The sequence below is a fragment of the Yoonia sp. D2-7 genome (assembly GCF_055809435.1).
In genome coordinates, this window is the sequence record NZ_JBVVTX010000006.1 from 76,771 (window position 1) to 97,785 (window position 21,015).

The 21,015-nt window shown below is 55.2% G+C and carries 15 protein-coding genes; all 15 read right to left on the bottom strand.

Features of this window, described 5'->3' with window-relative positions; translation table 11 throughout:
* Window positions 1-56: 56 nt before the first annotated feature.
* Entirely contained in the window at window positions 57-1,427 is a 1,371-nt protein-coding gene (gene tagH / locus AC0L7R_RS19650) for a type VI secretion system-associated FHA domain protein TagH (RefSeq protein ID WP_473661092.1), read from the bottom strand.
* A 34-nt stretch (window positions 1,428-1,461) separates the two neighbouring features.
* The gene (locus AC0L7R_RS19655) at window positions 1,462-2,067 is read right to left on the bottom strand and encodes a DUF6931 family protein (protein ID WP_247129703.1); all 606 of its coding nucleotides are present in this window, start codon (window positions 2,065-2,067) and stop codon (window positions 1,462-1,464) included.
* Window positions 2,068-2,316: 249 nt separating this feature from the next.
* On the bottom strand, window positions 2,317-4,257 hold the full coding sequence (gene malQ / locus AC0L7R_RS19660) for a 4-alpha-glucanotransferase (RefSeq protein ID WP_473661094.1): 1,941 nt from the start codon (window positions 4,255-4,257) through the stop codon (window positions 2,317-2,319).
* Complete coding sequence (glgX, locus tag AC0L7R_RS19665; RefSeq protein ID WP_473661095.1) at window positions 4,254-6,356, bottom strand: glycogen debranching protein GlgX; 2,103 nt, start codon at window positions 6,354-6,356, stop codon at window positions 4,254-4,256. The genes malQ and glgX overlap by 4 nt, the downstream gene beginning before the upstream one ends.
* A gap of 9 nt (window positions 6,357-6,365) precedes the next feature.
* The gene (gene glgA, locus AC0L7R_RS19670; protein ID WP_473661097.1) at window positions 6,366-7,802 is read right to left on the bottom strand and encodes a glycogen synthase GlgA; all 1,437 of its coding nucleotides are present in this window, start codon (window positions 7,800-7,802) and stop codon (window positions 6,366-6,368) included.
* Between the two features lies 1 nt (window position 7,803).
* The gene (gene glgC, locus AC0L7R_RS19675) at window positions 7,804-9,063 is read right to left on the bottom strand and encodes a glucose-1-phosphate adenylyltransferase (protein WP_473661099.1); all 1,260 of its coding nucleotides are present in this window, start codon (window positions 9,061-9,063) and stop codon (window positions 7,804-7,806) included.
* A 40-nt stretch (window positions 9,064-9,103) separates the two neighbouring features.
* Window positions 9,104-11,311: a 1,4-alpha-glucan branching protein GlgB gene (gene glgB, locus AC0L7R_RS19680; protein ID WP_473661101.1), complete on the bottom strand. Its 2,208-nt coding sequence runs from the start codon at window positions 11,309-11,311 to the stop codon at window positions 9,104-9,106.
* 45 nt (window positions 11,312-11,356) lie between these two features.
* On the bottom strand, window positions 11,357-13,750 hold the full coding sequence (locus AC0L7R_RS19685) for a glycogen/starch/alpha-glucan family phosphorylase (RefSeq protein ID WP_473661103.1): 2,394 nt from the start codon (window positions 13,748-13,750) through the stop codon (window positions 11,357-11,359).
* A gap of 119 nt (window positions 13,751-13,869) precedes the next feature.
* The gene (locus tag AC0L7R_RS19690; protein ID WP_473661105.1) at window positions 13,870-14,115 is read right to left on the bottom strand and encodes a DUF2934 domain-containing protein; all 246 of its coding nucleotides are present in this window, start codon (window positions 14,113-14,115) and stop codon (window positions 13,870-13,872) included.
* A 180-nt stretch (window positions 14,116-14,295) separates the two neighbouring features.
* Window positions 14,296-15,333 carry a sn-glycerol-3-phosphate ABC transporter ATP-binding protein UgpC gene (locus AC0L7R_RS19695; protein WP_473661106.1) on the bottom strand — a complete coding sequence of 346 codons (1,038 nt, stop codon included), beginning with the start codon at window positions 15,331-15,333 and terminating at the stop codon, window positions 14,296-14,298.
* Entirely contained in the window at window positions 15,321-16,742 is a 1,422-nt protein-coding gene (locus AC0L7R_RS19700; RefSeq protein ID WP_473658779.1) for a mannitol dehydrogenase family protein, read from the bottom strand. The genes AC0L7R_RS19695 and AC0L7R_RS19700 overlap by 13 nt, the downstream gene beginning before the upstream one ends.
* Window positions 16,739-17,632, bottom strand: coding sequence for a helix-turn-helix domain-containing protein (locus AC0L7R_RS19705; RefSeq protein WP_247130165.1), 894 nt, complete (start codon window positions 17,630-17,632; stop codon window positions 16,739-16,741). Before AC0L7R_RS19705 ends, AC0L7R_RS19700 begins: the two co-directional genes overlap by 4 nt.
* Before the next feature lie 65 nt (window positions 17,633-17,697).
* Complete coding sequence (locus AC0L7R_RS19710; protein ID WP_247130164.1) at window positions 17,698-18,534, bottom strand: carbohydrate ABC transporter permease; 837 nt, start codon at window positions 18,532-18,534, stop codon at window positions 17,698-17,700.
* 11 nt (window positions 18,535-18,545) lie between these two features.
* Window positions 18,546-19,487 (bottom strand): carbohydrate ABC transporter permease, encoded by a 942-nt coding sequence (locus AC0L7R_RS19715; RefSeq protein WP_348107372.1) that lies wholly within the window; start codon window positions 19,485-19,487, stop codon window positions 18,546-18,548.
* Between the two features lie 205 nt (window positions 19,488-19,692).
* The gene (locus AC0L7R_RS19720; RefSeq protein WP_473661111.1) at window positions 19,693-20,988 is read right to left on the bottom strand and encodes an extracellular solute-binding protein; all 1,296 of its coding nucleotides are present in this window, start codon (window positions 20,986-20,988) and stop codon (window positions 19,693-19,695) included.
* Window positions 20,989-21,015 lie beyond the last annotated feature (27 nt).

Genomic DNA, 21,015 nt, shown 5'->3' on the forward strand with positions numbered 1-21,015 from the left:
CGTCAAGTCAGGTATTCCGGAAGAAAATTCACGCGTCGGGCGTTCCGGCGTCATGTTCAACCCTGAGAAGATTTGACCGCAGCGACGTAGCTTTCGGCAAAATGCTTTAGAAACGCGCCCAACATCCCGTTTTCGTTTTCATCAACCTTCGCATCCCAGCGTTCAACATATGTGTCCCACGCTTTGCGTTTGCCGCTGCCACCCAGCAGGCCACCGCCTGTATCTGCGTCGATGGATTCAGGCGCGAGATCTTCAAGCAGCTTGAGCAAGGCAGGCTGGATCGCCGCGAAAACCGCCATCTGGTGTTTACGCACATCCGACAGCGCGGTTTCGATCCCCTTACCACCAGCCATAAAGCCGGGGCGGGGTTTCATGTACATGACCTCAAGAGCCTGCACAGCGTCAGGCAGAAATTTCAGCGGGTTGTTTTCGGCGGCACCCATCATTGTGCGTTCACCGCCCTTGGTGAACTGCTTGGCCGATGCGCGATCCTGCAACATGGACATCAGTTCTTGGCTGATGACGCGCATGCTGCGACCCAATTCGCGCGCGAAGGCTTCTTGATCAGCGCTATCCCCGAAATCGGCAGGCAGGCCCGCACCTTCGCAGAAGGCTTTCATGAAGTTCGACCCGCCAGACGTCGGCGCGATGGACATCGGCGATTGCTGTAGACCGGGTACGGCTGCCGGTGCCGCAGCCGGTTGTGGCGGCGGTGTGAATGACGGCACCGGTGGCTGCGCGATCCCGCTTGGCGGCGGGGCCGCGGCAGGCACGCCCATTGGTGCTGCGGCTGGCGGCGTCGCAATCGGCGGGCTGGAAAACGGCGATCCAGATGATGCAGGTGCCTGACCAAATGGCGACCCGGATGCGGCTTCTGACGCAGCGGGCGGCGGGGCTACTGGAGCAGCCGGTTGTGGTGGCGGCGCTGATGGCGTCGGGTTCACCAAGAATTCGCCAGCAAAGTCATCGAACGGATTGCGTTGCGGTGTCGGGTTCGGATTGATCGGGGTAGCAGGACCGCCACCAATCGCCCAAGGGTCCGCGTCAGCAGCAAATGCATTCGATGCAGGAGCGGCAGCAGGCGGCATCGACGGGGCTGCTGGCTGTGCCGCAGCGCCAAGATCAACGACGATGTAATAATGCCCAACTTGAAACCGCTGACCGTTTTGCAAGGGATGCGGTGCCGCTAGCCTGTGACGGCTGCCATCCATGAACAAACCGTTTGTTGAGGTGTCCGTCAGAAAGTACTGACCGTTCTCAAACGTGATATCAAAATGATGGCTCGAAATATGACGATCCGGGTCCGGCAATGTCCAATCCATTGCAGTAGACCGGCCAATCTGTGCGCCGCGTTCTGTGACCACAAAGGACACAGGACCGCCGTCGCTCAGCTTATCATAATTGTCGATGCGCAAAGTAAGAGACATATCACCCAAGGAGTTAGACCACGTTCAGGCCAGATCAATACACCCTAAACAGTGATTGTGCCACGTCCATAAAGTGCGCGTAGTAGATTTGACGACGACTTGTCGCGGTTTGTGCCAAACACGACAACACGGCTGTATTTAAAGCACGCGGTGCACGGTGAAGTGGTGGGCTGGCCGGATCATTCGGTGCAATCGCCCCGCCGGACCACCCGACAGCCAACGCAAGATACATGCCGGGCACACGATCAGGGCTCCACAACGCGTCCTTCATCAGCTTGTGGCGATTCTCTCTGGAAGGGTCGCCCAACCAGCGGCCGACGCCTTCCATGAAGTGATGATCCGCAGGGGTCAGAATTTCGGGCATCGTGCGCAAACATTCATGACCCCACCAGATCGCCATCTTTGGAACGAACGCAAAAGCGGTCAGCGTAATCGCATCTTCCGGCGTCTCGGACCGCCGCAACCGCCACATGAAATCATACGTGTCTTCTGGTGGGCGTGGCCGTTGCTGGGTCACTTCAGCAATCTGCGGAATACCGGCATAAAGGTCGGTCAATTCCTGAAACCGCAACGACGCACTTGGCGGCCGCGTTTTATCGGAATCATCAAGGGGTACCGCAGTAATATCTTGAAATGACATAAAATGGATCGGTCCGTTGTTAGGGCCTAATGAACTATACCATGACATGTTTTCGTTTTCACACGTACACGTCAAGAAGGTTAAAGCATGACATGTCGCTTTGCATACATCGGCAGGGTCAATTGAACACAGCACGAATGAACATAATTCACATTATCTGCCAAGTATCGACCTAAACGGAAACGAACGCTGACACGCCTGCCTATAAAAACATGGTGAATCTAACATCAAGCCACGACCCTTAGCCGGTTAGCGCCCCGCGCTTGTCATCAACGCAGCCATCGCTTTTAATGCGGGGGTGTCGTTCAGGTCTTCCAGCGCTATGTCATATTTGCGTCGCCAATTCGGGTGCTCGTCGATGGTTCCGGGCAGGTTCTGCGCTTCTTTCGCTCCTAACACATCGTCCAATTGAACAGCTGCCAAGCAAGCGGATGACCCCGCCAGCATCCCATGGACGTTTGTGCTAAAGTCGCCGTTTTCCGTGTAGCGGGATACGTCTGCTTTACGCTGCTCACGCATGTTTTCTGCGGTCTCGCGATCAACCCACGACAGGTTTTCCCACCAATCAATGTCGTGCCCTGTCTCATACCCTTTAACGGTCGGGGTGTCGTGCGTCGCAAAACATGACAGCACCTGTGCCGATCCAGCGTTCGAAGTACGGAACGCACCAGAGTCGTCTTTTTCGTACTGCAACACGGAATACCCGTAGAACCCGTGTGCACGCATCGTGTCACGGAACCCGTCAGGGACCAGCCCAAGATCTTCGCCAATCACCGCGCAATTGTACCGCGCTGCTTCAATCTTGATCACGGCGAGCAGGCTTTCAAATGGTTGATGAATGTAGCCACCCGGACTGCCGTCGTCCGGAATCCAATAGCTGCGGTTAAGGCCTAGAACATGATCGATCCGGATGATGCCCGAATGACGAATGGTTTGCGCGATAATCCGGCGCAACGGCCGGTATCGTTCAGCTTTCAATTTGCGGGGCGCAAACGCCGCCAAATCCCAGTTCTGCCCTGCAGGGCTTAGGTGATCGGGCGGTGCGCCGATGGACACACCCTGTGCAATCGCGGTTTGTGCACACCAGCTTTCAGCACCATCGCGCCGCGACCCAACCGCAAGGTCAAGGTAAAGCCCAAGCGCCATCCCCCCTGCTTTGGCATTCGCCTGCGCGTCTGACAATTGCCGGTCAGCGACCCATTGCAACCACATGTGAAATGTCACGCGAGTCGGATCAGGATCAGCAGGCGTATCAGGCCATTGGCGCCAATCGGGCCCATAAATTTCGCTCAGCGCCTCAAAGGTGGCGAACTTGTGCAGATCGTCACCGCCGTTGGATTGGAAGGCCGCAAAACTTTGTGCATCAGCCGGATCCGCTTTGGTTAGGAACGTGGCAAATGCCGTTTCCAGCGCTGCCGCATGGCGTGGTTTGTGATCTTGGTAAGCGACCGTTTCTGACGCCCGCAAGTCCGCGAAATCACCCGCGTCACCAGCACCGGGCAACGCATCAAGCGCGATGCAAGCTGTATTCAAATAACCCCGATGCGAAGGTGAATAAGGACTAATCGCCGCCTGATCCGCATATCCCATTGCATGCAGTGGGTTAATGCCAACGAAATCAGCACCCTGCCCGCCTGCAATCTGTGCGACAGCACCAAGATCAGCAAAGTCACCAAGACCCGCGTTTCGTTCTGACCGCAGCCCATACAACGCAAGGTTCATGCCCCAAAGCCGCGTAGCACCGGTCAAATCAGGAACGGACGGCAGCGTCTTAGGGGCCGCGATGACCGTGATGACCTCTGTTCGGCCAGATGCCGTTGCGGTCAGCGTATAAATCCCCGGATCAAGCGGCGGCACCGTGATTTGATCACGCGGTTCGCCCGACACAAGAATATCATCGCTTTCGTCCAAACGGATATCCCACGCAGCGCCGAGCCCAAAATTTTGCCAAGCCTCAATACCCGCTTCGACGATGATTTCATCCGGATACCACCGATCATCGCGGTCAAAGCGCAATTGCGCCAGCGACGACTGGATTGCGTCGTCAGTCGATACATCAATCCCGTTGGCCGCCAGCAAGGCACGTTGCGTTTCAGGTGATGTCGGTAACTGTTGGCCCTGAAGATCGTAGAAATGCGGGACGATGCCACAGATATCGGCAAGTGCGGCTAGATCATTCTGCACGGTCATAGCTGTGCCCCATCGGTCTTTTGCACAAAGGCCACGACGGTTTCGCCAGCCACGATGGTGTGCGGCCCTTCCAATTCGCAAAACGCGCCTTGTTCGTTCGCATCCGTGTCGATGGCACGGACCCAATGATGATCAGGCTCGGGCAACGGCAGGATCACCTTGCCCGGCTCAGGTGCCCGATTGAATACGATAAAGACGATGTCACTGTCAGGGGCGTAATCCGGCGCCTCTGCTGAACACCGTAACAGCAGGCACAGGTTCGCAAGACCCGGATCGCGCCATTCCAGTGGTTCGCCTGCGAAATCCGTCCACGCCACATCCGGCAGGCCATCTTTCGGGCGGGCAGCACCATGCAGGAACCGGTTTTGTCGCACGCTGAGATGATTTTGCCGGAAGGTCGATAGGCTTGCCACAAAAGCCAAAAGTTCCGTGTCCGCTGTTTCCCAATCAATCCATCCGATCGGATTGTCTTGGCAATAGGCGTTGTTGTTCCCCTTTTGCGAATTGGCAAATTCGTCTCCGGCTGGGATCATCGGCGTGCCTTGCGACAGAAACAACGTGGCCAGCATGTTGCGCTGCCTACGTGTCCGGATAAGGCGGATCGCGGGGTCATCTGTTTCACCCTCGACACCAGCATTATCCGAGTAATTGGAATGGTGGCCGTCGCTATTATTTTCTGTGTTCGCCTCGTTGTGGCGGTGATTGTAACGAGTGGTATCGGCCAGCGTGAAACCGTCGTGTGAGGCCAAAAAGTTGATCGATGAATCCGCACGTCGGCCTTTGTGATCAAACTTATCCGCCGATCCTAACAACCGCGCGCCCAGTTCCTGCGCACTATGTGCATCCCCCCGCCAATACCTGCGCACGGTGTCGCGGTAGCTGTCGTTCCATTCGTTAAATTCGTGGGGGAACCCGCCCAACTGATACCCGCCGGGGCCAATGTCCCACGGTTCCGCGATCATACGCACATTCGCCAACACAGGGTCCTGGCGCAGAGCATCAAAGAAACCACCGCGCACATCAAACCCGTGATCTTCGCGCCCCAATGTCGTGGCCAGATCAAAACGGAACCCGTCGATCCCCATGCATTCGACCCAGAACCGCAAACTATCAAGCACCATACGCAGCACATACGGATGCGCCACATTCAACGTGTTCCCGCAGCCAGTATCATTCACGTAATAGCGCGGCTGACCAGCGGTCAGACGATAGTAAGACGCATTATCTAATCCCCGATACGACAGAGTCGGGCCGCGCTGATCGCCTTCGGCTGTGTGGTTGTAGACAACATCGAGAATGACCTCGATGCCAGCTGCGTGAAACCGGTCCACCATCTGGCGGAAACCTGCAATGCCGTCGGGGCCAAGATACCGCGGTTCGAGCGCGAAAAACCCGATGGAATTGTAGCCCCAGTAATTCGTCAGCCCACCATCATCGAGAAACTTTTCATCAACAAAGCTATGAACAGGCATCAGTTCGATCGCCTGAACACCTATCGTTTTCAGATGATCCAGCATCTCATCCGAGGCCAGCCCTTCGTAGGTGCCACGGATATTTTCGGGAATGCCCGCATGGGCTTTTGTCGCGCCTTTCGGATGAGCTTCGTAAATCAGATCACGGTTTGACTTGCGGTGGTGTCCGGGGGTCATTTCGGCGAATTGTTTGGGGTCAAAAACCACGGATTTCGGTACATACGGCGCGCTATCACGGCTGTCGAACGACAGATCACACGCCGACGATGTGTCATCATATCCAAGCGTCGCAGGGTGGTTCACCCATGTGCCGTGCAACTGGCGCGCATAGGGATCGAGCAGCAGTTTGTTGGCGTTGAACCGATGCCCCAATTCCGGCGCATAAGGCCCATGGGCGCGGTACCCGTATAGCGTCCCTATAGGCAAATCATGCAAGTAGCCGTGCCAAACATGTCCGGTGCGTTCCGGCAATGCGATCCGCACCGTTTCACGGCTGCCGTCCGGCGAAAACAGGCACAATTCAATCTTGGTCGCATGCGCAGAAAACACCGCAAAATTGACGCCCGCGCCATCATGAATGGCGCCCAACGCATTGGCTGAGCCACCGGAAAGAGAATAGGCAGTCATGATTAAACCTTAGCTTTCCTGAGCAGCAGTGTAGACGTCCAAATATGCGGCCGCTGACAGGTCCCATCCAACAGGATGACGCATGGCGCGGCGCATCATTGCACCCCAGATTTTCGGTTGTTGGTACAGCGCACAAGCGCGTGCAATCGTGTGCGCAAACATCGTCGATGTAATCGGCGCAAACTGAAATCCGGTTGCGCAATCGGCAAGCAACGCCGCTTCATTCGCGTCGATCACCGTATCAGCCAGCCCACCAGTTCGTGCGACAACTGGCAAGGTGCCATAGCGCAGCCCGTAAAGCTGGGTCAGTCCGCAGGGTTCGAACCGCGACGGGATCAGGATCGCATCACTCCCCGCCTGCATCAGATGCGACAGGTCTTCATCGTAGCCAATAATTGTACCGACAGAGCCCGCATAGCGGTTCGACGCGTCAATAAACGCACGTTCCAGCCCCGGCTCACCAGATCCCAAAAGCGCCAGTTTTGCCCCGTGCCCCACCAGATCGTCGAGGCAATCCAGCAACATATCCAACCCCTTTTGCGACGTCATCCGGCTGACAACGCAGAACAATGGGCCGTCGCCATCGGTCAGTCCAAAACGAGACATGACTTCTGCCTTGTTACGCGCCTTGCCCTTCATGGATTTGGCAGAATAGGTCGCAACCAACGCAGGGTCCGTTGCAGGGTTCCAAACGTCCAAATCAATGCCGTTCAGAATACCGCTGAGGTCCGATTGACGCGCCCGCAACAGGCCATCAAGACCCATACCAAAATCCGGTGTGAGCAATTCAGCCGCATACGTGGGGCTAACCGTCGTGACCTTTTGACTTAGCGCGATGCCCGCCTTCAAAAAGCTGATTTTACCATAATATTCAACACCATCGGGCGTGAACATATCAGCGTTCAAACCAAGCGCGCTCAACCGAGTCGCATCAAAAACGCCTTGGAACGCAATGTTGTAAATCGTCATGACCACCGGCGGTGTCGGCCCGTCGTGCTGGCGCAAATAGGCAGGCACCAATCCCGCTTGCCAGTCATGCGCGTTAATCACATCCGGCGTCCAATTGTCCAAACAGCCGACGCCAATTTGGGCACCCGCATAAGACAACGCGGCAAACCGCCGATCGTTATCGTGCCAGTCCTGCCCGTCCGGACCCAGATAAATACTACCCGCGCGATCATACAGATGCGGCGCATCTAGCAACAGCAAATCCAACCCGTCTGCCTGTGCTGCAACGATCCGCGCACGTCCGCCAAACAAATCGTCAAACTGCGCAACTTGGGTACCCGACGCGATATGGTCCGACAGCGCGGGATAAGCGGGGATCAAAACCCGAACGGACACGCCTTCTGCGGCTAGTGCTTTTGGCACCGCGCCGATAACATCGGCCAAGCCGCCGGTTTTGATAAACGGCGTACATTCTGAGGCGACAAAAAGCAGGTTCATGTCAGGTGTCCAGCGCGTCAATCATCGGTTGGGTGATCAGGCAAATGCCATTTTCAGTCCGACGGAAACGGGCTGCGTCTTCTTTCGCATTTTCGCCCACAACCAGCCCTTCAGGAATGACAACACCGCGATCAAGGATCACATTCGTCAAACGCGCACGCCTGTGGATTTCGGCGTATGGCATGGCGACAACACCTTCCAACTGCGAATAGGAATGAGTGCGCACACCTGTGAACAGGAAACAGCGGTCCAGCGTGGACCCCGAAATAATGCACCCGCCTGAAACCATCGACGACACAGCATGACCGCGACGCCCCTTTTCGTTGTGGATGAATTTTGCAGGGGCGGTCAGTTCCGAATAGGTCCAGATCGGCCAAGAGTTGTCGTAAAGGTCCAGTTCCGGTTTGAAGTCTGTCAAATCAACATTAGCCTGCCAGAACGCATCGACCGTCCCAACATCGCGCCAATATGGTTTTTCCTCTAGACCAGACCGCACACAAGACCGGCTAAACGGATGCGCGACAGCTTTGCCGTTTTTCACGATCTCGGGGATAATATCACCACCAAAATCGTTTTTTGAATCGGCGTTTGTCGCGTCTTTTTTCAGAAGCTCACACAGGTATTCGGTCTCGAAAACGTAAATCCCCATGCTGGCGAGCGCCATATCCGGATTCCCCGGCATTGCAGGCGGATCAGATGGCTTTTCAATGAAATCAAGGATTTGATCATTGTCACCGACTTTCATCACGCCAAAACCAGCGGCTTCCATGCGCGGCACTTCGATACAGCCCACCGTCACATCAGCGCCGCTTTCGACGTGCTGTTTGATCATGAGAGAATAGTCTTGTTTGTAGATATGATCTCCCGCGAGGATCAGAATGTATTTCGGGCCATATCCACGAATGATGTCGATATTCTGGGCCACAGCATCAGCCGTCCCCTTGTACCAGTTTTCATTATCCAGCTGCTGCGAAGCAGGCAAAATATCGAGCGATTCATTCCGTTCAGCACGGAAAAAACTCCAGCCGCGCTGCAGGTGACGGATCAGGGAATGGGCCTTGTATTGGGTGGCGACGCCGATGCGTTTGATGCCGGAATTCACGGCATTCGAAAGAGCGAAATCAATGATCCGACTTTTACCACCAAAGTACATCGCAGGTTTGGCACGGGTGTCCGTCAGCTCGTATAATCGGCTTCCGCGTCCGCCGGCCAAAACAAAGGCCATAGTTTGCTGTGCGAGGCGTTGTGATTCAGTGTCCATTGATAGTTTTCCTCCCTAGTCCTGATGTTGATCGTGCGGGTCAGGATGTCCCGCTGTTGTCCAATTCAAAAAATAATGTCGAAAGCGGCGGTAATGTCAGCGACACAGAATGCTGCCGTCCGGATGCCGCGATCTGTTCGCTATCCGCGTGGCCCATGTTGCCACGGTTGCCACCCCCATAACGGGCCCCATCGGTATTCAGCTTTTCAATCCAACGCCCCGGTGCAGGCACACCAATGCGCCGTCCAGACCGTTCAACCGGGGTAAAGTTGCTGACGACAAGCACCGGCGGCGTGCCATCTTTGCCCTTACGGATCCACGCGAGGATCGATTCCTCTGCGGCGCCTTCTTCGACCCATTCAAACCCTTCGGGCTTGCAATCCAGTTGGTGCAATGCAGGTGTGTCGCGGAACAAAACGTTCAGATCGCGCACCAGATTTTGCACACCGCCATGCAGCGGCGTATCGGTTAGGTGCCAATCAAGGCTCGTGTTGTAGTTCCATTCGACGCCTTGCGCGAATTCACAGCCCATAAACAACAGTTTCTTGCCCGGATGCCCCCACATAAATCCATAATAGGCCCGCAGGTTTGCAAATTTTTCGTCGCCCTGCCCCGGCATTTTGTCGATCATCGACCCTTTGCCGTGCACCACTTCGTCATGGCTAATCGGCAGCACAAAGTTTTCCGAGAACGCGTAGTGCAGCCCGAACGTCATCTTGTGATGGTGGTATTTACGGTGGATCGGGTCCTGTTCGATGTAAGACAGCGTGTCGTTCATCCAGCCCATGTTCCACTTGAACCCGAAGCCCAGACCGCTGTGATCCACAGGTGCACTGACCCCCGGAAAGGCGGTGGATTCTTCGGCAATCGTCACGATGCCCGGCACTTCGCCGTAGGCCATCGTGTTGGTGCGCCGCAGGAATTCGATCGCTTCCAGGTTCTCGCGACCGCCGTCCTTATTGGGAATCCATTCGCCGTCTTTGCGGGAATAGTCACGGTAAAGCATTGACGCGACAGCGTCGACGCGCAGCCCGTCGATGTGGTGTTCACGCAACCAATACAACGCGTTAGCGACCAGATAGTTCGACACTTCGGCACGGCCGTAGTTGTAAACAAGCGTGTTCCAATCAGGATGAAACCCTTCCTTGCGGTCGGCATGTTCATACAGCGGCGTGCCGTCAAATTTGCCAAGGCCGTGCGCATCTTCGGGGAAATGCCCCGGCACCCAATCAAGGATCAGACCAAGATCGGCGGCGTGACACGCCTCTACAAAAGCGCGGAATTCTTCAAGCGTGCCGTGCCGGATTGTCGGCGCATACAGACCAACAGGCTGATAGCCCCACGACCCATCAAACGGGAATTCGGAAATCGGCATCAGTTCAAGGTGGGTGAAACCCATATCCTTGGCGTAACTGACCAGTTGTTCAGCATGTTCTTTGTAGGACAGCGGGCGATCATTTTCTTCTGGCACACGCCGCCAAGATCCAAGATGGACTTCGTAAATCGAAATTGGCTGATCAATACGGTGAAGCGCCTCGCGCTTGGACATCCATGTCTGGTCATCCCAAGTGTGCCCATCCAGTTTGCGCACAACAGATGCGGTTTTTGGCGGGTGCTCTGCCCCAAACCCAAACGGATCAGCCTTTTGCGGCAACAGATTGCCATCTGGTCCGATCAGTTCGTATTTATAGGCCTCCCCTTCGCCCAAAGCAGGCATGAAGATTTCCCAAACACCGGTCTGACCACGCCGCCGCATCGGATTGCGCCGTCCGTCCCAGCCGTTGAAATCACCCACAACAGAAACACGTTGCGCATTGGGGGCCCAAACGGCGAAATGCGTGCCAGCGACACCGTCATGATCCATGACATGCGCGCCCAGCACTTTCCAAAGGTCCTGATGTGCACCCTCAGCGATCAGATGTTCGTCCAATTCGCCAAGGACAGGACCAAAGCGATACGGGTCTTCAGCATCCCAAACATGCGGGCCTTTGGTAATCCGCAAACGGTATGCAAACGGCGTTTTGCGACGGGCCACGACCCCTGCAAACAGGCCCTGTTCCACAGGATCAAGGGACACCACCTTGCGACCCGACTTGAGGTCGATCATATCAATCGTATCGGCTTCGGGGTGGAACGCTTTGATGGTGACTTTGCCGTCAACGACATGCAGACCCAGAACCGAAAAGGGGTCGGAATGCACGCCCGACGCGATCCTGCCGGCATCTTCTTTGCTGATCAAATCCGTCATCGTTTTTCCGCCCCGTGTTCGTGATTTCCCGCGATGCAGGACCAGTTATGTGACGGAATGCGCGTTCCAAATGTCCTGCGCATATCCAGAAATCGTACGATCCGATGAGAACCACCCCATGCCTGCCGTATTGGCAGCAGCCATGCGAGTCCAACGGGTTACGTCACTATACACTGCATCAACTTCGCGCTGCTTGGCAAAGTAATTATCAAAATCACAGCTCACGAGGAAATAATCGTTCTCGTACAAATTGTGCAGAATGTCGGAATAGCGATAGCGATCACCGCCCGAAAATACGCCAGCGGCGATCTGTCCAAGAACGCGTGACAAACGCGGGCTCGCTTCAATCGCACGACGCGCGTACCCGTGATCGGCACGCTGCGCATCTGCTTCGGCGGCAGTCAGGCCAAACAGGAAGAAATTGTCGTGACCAACATGGTCGCGAATTTCAACGTTCGCCCCATCCAACGTCCCGATTGTCGGGCTACCGTTCAGCGACAGCTTCATATTGCCTGTGCCGGACGCTTCTTTACCCGCGGTCGAGATTTGCTCTGACAGGTCAGAGGCGGGGATCAGGATTTCGGCCATCGAAACGTTGTAGTTCTCAGGGTAGACGACCTGCAACTTATCGCGGGTCACGGGATCATTGTTGATGGTCGCGGCGACATCATTGATCAGATGAATGATCGATTTCGCCAGCGCATAGCCCGGTGCCGCCTTACCGCCGAACACCTTCACCCGTGGGGTCCAGTCCGCTGTTGGATTGTCGCGAATTTCATTCCACAGCGCGATGGTTTCCAGAATATTCATGTGCTGGCGTTTGTATTCGTGGATACGTTTGATCTGGATGTCGAACATCGCGGACGTATCCAGCGTGACGCCATTCCGATCTTTGAGCCAAGCAGCCATCCGGTCCTTGTTGGCGGATTTCGCAGCTCGGAACGCCTCTTGGAAACCGGCATCGTCAATATGCGCGTTCAGATCTTGCAGCTGCTCCAGATCAGTATGCCATTTCGTGCCAATCGTGTCGTTGATCAGCCCGCGCAACGCGGGGTTACACGAATACAGCCACCGACGCGGCGTGATCCCGTTTGTCTGGTTGATAATCCGGTTCGGATACGCGGTGTTCAGATCGGCAAAGACCGTTTCCTTCACCAGTTCCGAATGCAGCGCAGAGACACCGTTCACCTTATGGGCCATGACAAAAGCCAATTCGCCCATTTTCACGTTGCCATGATCAATGATCCGCACGTCTGATCCGGTTTCTTCCAGATGCCGGTGTTGGATCATCTGAATGATCCGGTGATGCCGCGGCAAGATGCGGGCGAACAGGTCTTCTGGCCAGCTTTCCAATGCTTCGGGTAGCAATGTATGGTTCGTATAGGCCAGACATTTGCGCGCCAATTCAATGGCGTCTTTTTCCGGCAATGCGTGCTTGTCGATCAGCAGCCGGACCAATTCGGGCCCGGCGATAGCGGGGTGCGTATCATTCAACTGGATCGCAACGTGATCCGCCAAATCCGTGATCTGATGACCTTCGGATAAGAACCGGCGCAACAGGTCTTTGATCGATGCTGAGGTAAAGAAATATTCCTGCTTCAGGCGCAATTCTTTACCGTCTTGTGTCGTATCATCTGGATACAAAACGCGTGAAATCGTCCGTGCGAGCCGTTCCGGCGCGTTCGCACCCACGTAATCGCCACGGTTAAAGCTTTCGAGGTCAAACAGCTTCACAGGCTTCGCGGCCCACAAACGCAACGTGTTTGCCCACTGCCCTTTCCAGCCAATGACAGGTGTGTCGTAAGCAGACGCCAAAACTGTTTCTGCCGGATGCCAGTTGGCCTTCCCGTCTTCTTCGCTGACATAGCCGCCGAAATGGATTTTGTACGCAACTTCAGGACGTTCAAATTCCCAAACGTGACGCTGCGCGAGCCACCCTTCAGCGGATTCCGTCTGCTGACCATTCTCGAAATGCTGTTCGAACAACCCGTGTTCATACCGGATCCCGTAGCCGTAAGCAGGGATCGCAAGCGTCGCAAGACTGTCCATGAAACAGGCCGCCAACCGACCCAAGCCACCGTTGCCAAGTGCGGCATCGGGTTCGTCCGCGACCACAACTTTATAATCCTGACCAAGGGCGGCCATCGCATCAATCGCGGTCTGTTCGACATCAAGGTTAATCGTGACGTCTTCAACCAAACGACCGATCAGGAACTCCATCGAAAGGTAATAAACACGTTTGTGCTGGCCTTCATACGTCTTACGCGTCGACGCAAACCAAGGCTCAACCACCAGATCACGCAGCGCCAATGACAGCGACATGCGCCAGTCATAAACGCTCGCATGAGATGGGTCTTTCCCGATCGACAGCTTCAGGTGGCGGGTTATTTCCGCCTGCAAACTATCTACAGTCACGGTGGGCTGGGTCTGGGCTGTCATCTATCTTAATCTTCCGTTCAGGCGCTCGGGCCATCTACACATTTTTCGTAGAAACGCGCCCGTAAGCTGACCCAAAGACGCGCGTAATTTGTCGAACTGCCGGATGACAGCGAACCACTCTACTTGGTGGTTTTCGCAACTTTGGCTTTCGCCTTCGGCTTCGCTGTTTTCTTTGCAGCAGCGGCACGCGGTTTCGCCGCAGCTTTGCGCGCGGGTTTCGCTTTTGTCTTCGCAACTGGTTGGTTTACTGCGGTAACGGCGCGCAACCAATGTTCCTCATCCCGACCTTCTGGCTGACCTTCGTCAAGCCAGAACAGATATGCTGTTTCACGAATTAGCGCTTCATTTTCAATGATGGCAGTCATTTTAGAATCTCTCATAAAATAGGCTTTGGTAGCGCTAACAATACACGAAATGCTGCACCTGCACAATCAACCGCAGTGATAAATGCTGCACTGCGTCAATCCTGCACCGGTGGTTGTTTTTTCGGTGCAGAATCGAAGGGTTAACAGAACCACACATCGGTGTGGCTCTGTCGTTTTTGCCTAGCTCGTAATTCTTAGACCTGTTGCTTTATCGAAGGCGTGTGCGAGGTTTGGTTTGATTGTGAAGCCGATGGTTTCGCCTTTGGCTTGGTGTGGTGGTTTTTCGGTTTTGGCGATGAACTCTGTGCCTGCGGCTGTGATCAGGTGGACGAGCGCGTATTCGCCCAGGTTTTCGACCAGTTCCAGTTTGCCTTCGACGACGACGTTCTCTGCGGATGGTGTCAGGTGTTCGGGGCGCAGGCCGACTTGCACGTTGGCGTCAGCCGGTTTGCCGAGGTGGGCTGCTGCCCCGTCGGTTAGTTCCGCACCATCGAAGAAGTTCATTTTCGGGCTACCGATGAACTGGGCCACAAAGGCGTTGTCGGGGCGTTCGTACAGATCAATCGGTGATCCGACCTGTTCGATCCGGCCATCGCGCAGCACAACGATTTTGTCGGCCAGCGTCATCGCTTCGACCTGATCGTGGGTCACGTAGATCATTGTGTTGCCAAGGCGTTCATGCAGACGCGCAATTTCCAGACGTGTTTGCACGCGCAGGGCCGCATCAAGGTTGGACAGCGGTTCGTCAAAGAGGAACACTTCCGGATCACGCACAATCGCACGGCCAATGGCCACACGCTGACGCTGACCACCCGACAGGTTGCGCGGGCTCCGGTCCAGATAATCACCTAGCTGCAGGATTTCTGCGGCAGCTTTCACGCGGCGGTCAATCTCGGCCGGATCAGTCTTGGCCTGCTTCAGACCAAAGGCCATGTTTTTATACACGCTCATATGCGGGTAAAGCGCATAGGTCTGGAACACCATCGCCACGCCACGCTTGGACGCAGCCACATCGTTGACTTCCACATCACCGATCTTCACCGACCCGGATGTGATTTCCTCAAGACCCGCGATCATCCGCAACAGCGTGGATTTCCCGCAGCCTGATGGACCCACAAACACGACAAATTCGCCGTGGTCGATATCCAGATCAACGCCATGCATTACTTGCGTGGCACCATAGCTTTTACGCACGTCGCGCAGTGTCAAACCGGCCATTTTTGCTCCAATTCAGAGATGTCGTGCCGAAGGGTTTCGGCAAATTCAGGGTAAGTTTCAGGAAGATCGCCCCAGAGTTGGCGCGATGTGATAAAGGCGTCCGTGCCCAGCATGGCAGACAGATCGTCCCAGCTGGGTTCCACATATTTGAACGGGATTTTGCCCGCCGCCACATGGGTTGCAAACACATGCCAGCTGGCAATCGAACGGATCGCGTTTTTCGGCAAGATGCCTTGTTTCAGGCAGCCTTCCAGCGTGGGGCGGATAAAGATCGGGAACTTCACCATGCCATCCGCACAGATCCGCGCCACCGTATCGCCAATCGCCTGGTTGCTAAACCGCGCGTCGATCTGGTCCAGATAATCCGCCTTCGAGAACGGCAGATCAATGGTGATCGCAGGCAACACTTCGTCTGCTTCAAAGGCGCGGAAGTGGCGGTGCAAATGCGGCACCCGCATCGCCGCATCAAAGGTTTCAACACCTTCCAACGCAGCCAGATAACACAAGGCCGTATGGCCGCCGTTCAGCACCCGGATTTTGGTTTCCTCGTAAGGATCCACATCCGGCGTCACGGTCACACCCGCCTGCGCCAGATCTGGCATCGGCCCTGCGGCTTTGTCTTGCAAAACCCACTGGATAAAATCTTCGGCCATGATCGGTGACGCGACCTCTGACCCGATCAACTGGGTCAGTTCCACGCCCAATTCAACCGTGCTGCGCGGCGTGATCCGGTCCACCATCGAACAGGGGAACGCCACGTTGTCCGCGACCCACGCGTGCAACACCGCATCGCCACAGGCCTCAAGATAGGCCAGCAGATTGCGGTGCAACATCTTGCCGTTCTGGCGGATGTTATCACAACACGCGATGGTCAAAGGGGCACCGCCCGCATCCATCCGCGCCTGCAAACCCGCCCGCAGATACCCGTAAACGCTTTGCGTCTGATCACCCGCCATTTCAGCTGCAATGACTGGATCCGCGCGGTTCAGATTGCCATTCGGATCGGTGTAATAGCCGCTTTCGGTGACCGTAATCGTCACCAGATGTACGCTACCGCGCGCCAGCAACGCCTCGGATGCTGTCCGGTCCGCGCTCCAGTCTGCAAAATGCACATGCGATCGCACACGGCGCAACGCCACCTGCCCGTCCGGCGAATAGGATTTCAAAAAGTACCCGTCGTGGCGCGCCACATCATCTGCGGCCGCCGCAAAAGACCCTGCTTCCGCACCGCGCAGGTTCACAGCCGCAATACCCCAGTTCAGATCACCGGACTTGTCCATGTAATCATCAAGATACATCGCCTGATGCGCCCGATGGAACGCCCCGAACCCCAAATGCACGACACCCACAGCACAGGCTGCGCGGTCATATCCCGTCGCCCCGATTGGGTGCAGAACTGCGCTATTCATGATGTGGTCTCCATTGGTTTAGACAAGTCTTTGCGCGCTGTATCGCGGTACTCTGAAGGGGTCATGCCCTTCATCTTTAGAAAGTGACGGTTGAAGTTCGCCAGATTGCGGAACCCCGCATCAAAGCTGATATCCGAGATCGTCGCATCCGACGCATACAGCATGCTGCAGGCTTGGCCCACGCGCACAGACGTCAGGAATTCAACGAACTTGTGGCCCGTCACAGATGTAAAATTGCGCGCGAAGGTGGCTTGGGTCATCCCCGCCATTTCAGCCGCATCCCCCACGCTAAAATCGTCTTTGAAGTTGGCCACGATGTGATCCACCACAGCCCCGATCCGCGCGTGTTTACTGCCGCCCTGAACCTGCACCAGCTTGGACACCGACAGGACCTTCTTTTCCGCATGCTCATTCAACCGCACAAGGAACCGGATGAACGCCAGAATACGCTCAGGACCTTCGTTATTACGGATCGACTCCATGTGACCGCGCGCAAAGGTCGGATTGAACCCTTCAAATTGCACGCCAGACTGGGCCAGCGTCAGCATCTTGCGGACCTCGCCAAATTCGGGGAACCCTTCGGCCAGTTTTTCAAAGCTTTCATGGCTGAACTGCACCAGCATATCGCGGGTCGCCACAGGTTCGGTCCAGACCTTATCCGTGATCCAGTTATGCGGCAGGTTCGGCCCCGTCAGGAACAGATCACCCGCTTCAAAATCACCGATGTAATCGCCCACAAACGCCTTGCCGCGTGTCGCCACAACCAGATGCAATTCGTATTCTTCATGGGCATGCCACCGACACAAATCCGTAGGCCATCCATGTTCAAGATAGCGGATCGACCGTGTGGTCCGATCGACTAACTCAATTTTTGGAACCATTATCGACATGATTTATCTCTTTTTTCCAGCCCGGTCGCGTGGCGGCATCTTGCGATCAGACGCCGCCAGCCGCCTTACTTCACCGCACCAAAGGTCAGACCCTGCACCAGCTGTTTCTGACAGAACCAGCCCAACACAATGATCGGGGCCACAGCCGCTGTCGATACTGCCGACAGACGTCCAAAGAACAGACCTTCTGGTGCGCGGTTGCCTTCAATCAGCTTCGACAAAGTCGCCGCATCAATCGTGGTCAAACGGACCGTCCAATAGGCTTCGTTCCAGCAGAAGATGAAAGTCAGCAGTGCGGTCGATGCAATGCCACCCCACGCCAGCGGAATAAGGATATCCTTGATTTCGCCCCATGTGCTCACACCGTCCATCTTGCCCGCTTCGATGATCTCTTTCGGGATCTCCTTGAAGTAGGTGAACAACATCCAGATCACGATCGGCAGGTTGATCAGGCACAACACCAAGATGACCAGAAAGTGCGTGTCAAAGATGCCCAGCATGTTCTTCGTCAGGAAGGTCATCGGGTACAAAACAGCCGCCGCTGGCAACATCTTGGTCGACAACATCCACATCAGAATGTCCTTGGTGTGACGGCTTGGATCAAACGCCATCGCATAGGCCGCAGGCACACCCACCACCAGCGCAAACAAAGTCGCAAAGGTCGACGTGATCACCGAATTGGTCGCAAAGCGCCAGTAATCATAGTTCTCCGTCATGTTGGTGTAGTTTTCCAACGTCGGCGTGAACTTGAACAGGAATTCAGGCTTCACTGCATCCGCGTCCGTCTTAAAGCTGGTGAACACCAACCAAAAAATCGGGAAGAAGAAGATCAGCGCCACGATCCAAGCCACAACAGGCCATGCGATCTTGCTAAATTTCGAGGTCTGAGAAACGGTAGCCATTGTCTTTTCTCCTAGTCCATCAACGTCTTGCCGACCATGCGCAGCAAGAAGATGGCGATAATATTGGCCAGAATGACCGCGAAGATACCTGTCGCACTTGCCGCACCGATGTTGTTCGAGGTGAACTCACCAATCAGATAAGGCAGGTTTTTGTTGCCGTTCCCGCGGCTGACAATCTCGATTTCCGCATAAAGTGACAGGTGGAAGATCGACTGGATCATCACAACAATCGCAATCGGACGCCCCAGATGCGGCACCGTCAGGTTGATGAACTGCGACCACGCAGACGCCCCATCAAGCGTCGCCGCTTCTTTCTGGCTTTCATCCTCGGACTGCAACGACGTCATAAAGATCAACACCGCAAAAGGAGTCCACTGCCACGTCACCATCATAATGACCGCATAAGCAGAGGTCTGTGTGGCGCGGAAAGAGATCGGTTCCAACACAGGCCACAGGTTAAAGAACCAACCCAACACCGGGAAGTCACGCAACCCGTCGATCATGTTGTTGATCCCGCCAACAGCAATCCCCTGCAAACCCAACACAGGGTCCAAAATCATGTTGATCCACAACACCCCGTTCACCGCTGGCATCACAAAGAACGGCGAGATCAGCAAAACACGGACAATCCCGCGCCCCGGGAAGTTCCGGTTCACCAAAACCGCAATCCCAAGACCCAAAACAACCGTCAGCACCAAAATGCTGGACACGATCAGCACAGAGTTCTGGATCGCAAACCAAAAATCCTTGGCATTCAGAACATACTGATAGTTCCCGAAGCCCCGCCAGTTACTGAGCGCCGGTGTCGTCCATTCCGGCCGGATCGTCGAGTTCAGCACATACCGGATAAACGAGAAGTAAAGCGTCATGCTCAGCGGGACCAACATCCATACCAGCAACAGCAAAACAGCTGGCGTTTGTAAGATCCGGGGGAGCGTTCTTTTCGTAGACATAGCTCGGGTCACCTTTTGGGGCAGGGTTTCAGTCGTCGTGTCAGTGCGGTTCGCATAAAGCGACTGGTCATCAAGCGAGCAACACCACCAAAAGGGGCACCGCATCAAAGCAAAATGATCAATAAATATAAAAACTTAGGGGGTCGTCGTGGGGGGAGGTCTGGGCCCGGCAAACGCCGGGCCCATCCTAGATCAGTCGAAAGGGTTAGTAGTAACCCGCTTCGGACAAGATTGCGTCCGCTGCAGACTGAGCTGCTGCAAGTGCATCTTCTACAGACTTAGCGCCGGACAATGCCGCTGCCATTTCCTGACCAAAAGCAGTACCAATCTCTGGGAATTCAGGGATCGCTACGAACTGAACACCAACATATGGCTTGATGTCGGTCGCTTCTGGCGCCGCAGAGTTGATCGCTGCCAATTCAGCTTCGGCAAAGCCAGCAGCTGCCTGGAACTCAGGGATCGCGTATGTGGATGCACGCTGACCAGTTGGAACAGAACCCCAACCAAAGTCCGGGTGGTTACCAACAGCCTGAACGTAGTCTTTAGATGTTGCCCACTCGATGAAGTCGTGCGCAGCTTCTGAGTTTGGTGAACCTGTTGGAACAGCCATCGCCCATGCCCACAACCAGTTCGCGCCCACTGGGTTACCAGCGTTTGGAGACTGTGCATATGCAACATTTTCGTTCTCAAGGAAGGATGCAGCAATCGTCGCATCAATCCAAAGGCCACACTTGTCTTCGTTATAAAGAGCAAGGATCTCGTTGAAGGAGTTCCCTTCAGAACCTGGAGGGCCGTAGTTCTGCAGCAAATTCACATACATCGTTACCGCAGCATTAAACTCAGGCGTGTCGAATGCTGGTGTCATGTCGGCGTTAAGATAAGCAGCACCGAATGAGTTTGCGATCGTACCGATGAACGCACCGTTGTCACCCCAACCCGGCTTACCGCGCAAACATGCACCGTAAACGCCGTTGTCAGGATCGTGCATCGCAGCTGCAGCGGCCGTAATGTTGTCCCAAGAATCGTTGTCAACGATAGTGACACCAGCAGCGTCTGTCAGGTCTTTACGGTACATCACCATAGAAGACTCACCGTAGAATGGTGCCGCATAAAGTGTGCCCTCGTGGGACAGACCAGCACGCATTGCAGGCAGAATATCGTCAACGTCGTAGTCATCACCGAACTCAAGCGGTTCGATCCAACCAGCAGCACCCCAAATCGGCGCTTCCTGCATGCCGATGTTGATGATGTCGTACTGACCACCACCGGTCGCCGTATCAGACGTCACCTGATCGCGCAGAACGCCTTCTTCCAAAGACACCCAGTTCAAAACAACACCAGTTTCCTCAGTGTATGCCTCTGCAACCGTCTGCATGTTAATCATGTGACCGTTGTTCACAATCGCAATCGTCAATTCCTGCGCGTGCCCATCAGCAACCGCAACAGATGACGTCGCAACAACCAAAGACAGCCCTAAAGCCGTATTCATCAAAGATTTCATGTGTTCCTCCCAGAAATCACAGTTTGG

Coding starts and splice junctions, on each gene's coding strand:
- glgX (WP_473661095.1), bottom strand. CDS start 6,356: ATGACTGCCTATTCTCTTTCCGGTGGCTCAGCCAATGCGTTGGGCGCC.
- glgC (WP_473661099.1), bottom strand. CDS start 9,063: ATGGACACTGAATCACAACGCCTCGCACAGCAAACTATGGCCTTTGTT.
- AC0L7R_RS19700 (WP_473658779.1), bottom strand. CDS start 16,742: ATGAATAGCGCAGTTCTGCACCCAATCGGGGCGACGGGATATGACCGC.
- malQ (WP_473661094.1), bottom strand. CDS start 4,257: ATGACCGTGCAGAATGATCTAGCCGCACTTGCCGATATCTGTGGCATC.
- AC0L7R_RS19710 (WP_247130164.1), bottom strand. CDS start 18,534: ATGGCTACCGTTTCTCAGACCTCGAAATTTAGCAAGATCGCATGGCCT.
- AC0L7R_RS19695 (WP_473661106.1), bottom strand. CDS start 15,333: ATGGCCGGTTTGACACTGCGCGACGTGCGTAAAAGCTATGGTGCCACG.
- tagH (WP_473661092.1), bottom strand. CDS start 1,427: ATGTCTCTTACTTTGCGCATCGACAATTATGATAAGCTGAGCGACGGC.
- AC0L7R_RS19720 (WP_473661111.1), bottom strand. CDS start 20,988: ATGAAATCTTTGATGAATACGGCTTTAGGGCTGTCTTTGGTTGTTGCG.
- glgB (WP_473661101.1), bottom strand. CDS start 11,311: ATGACGGATTTGATCAGCAAAGAAGATGCCGGCAGGATCGCGTCGGGC.
- AC0L7R_RS19705 (WP_247130165.1), bottom strand. CDS start 17,632: ATGTCGATAATGGTTCCAAAAATTGAGTTAGTCGATCGGACCACACGG.
- AC0L7R_RS19715 (WP_348107372.1), bottom strand. CDS start 19,487: ATGTCTACGAAAAGAACGCTCCCCCGGATCTTACAAACGCCAGCTGTT.
- AC0L7R_RS19655 (WP_247129703.1), bottom strand. CDS start 2,067: ATGTCATTTCAAGATATTACTGCGGTACCCCTTGATGATTCCGATAAA.
- AC0L7R_RS19685 (WP_473661103.1), bottom strand. CDS start 13,750: ATGACAGCCCAGACCCAGCCCACCGTGACTGTAGATAGTTTGCAGGCG.
- AC0L7R_RS19690 (WP_473661105.1), bottom strand. CDS start 14,115: ATGACTGCCATCATTGAAAATGAAGCGCTAATTCGTGAAACAGCATAT.
- glgA (WP_473661097.1), bottom strand. CDS start 7,802: ATGAACCTGCTTTTTGTCGCCTCAGAATGTACGCCGTTTATCAAAACC.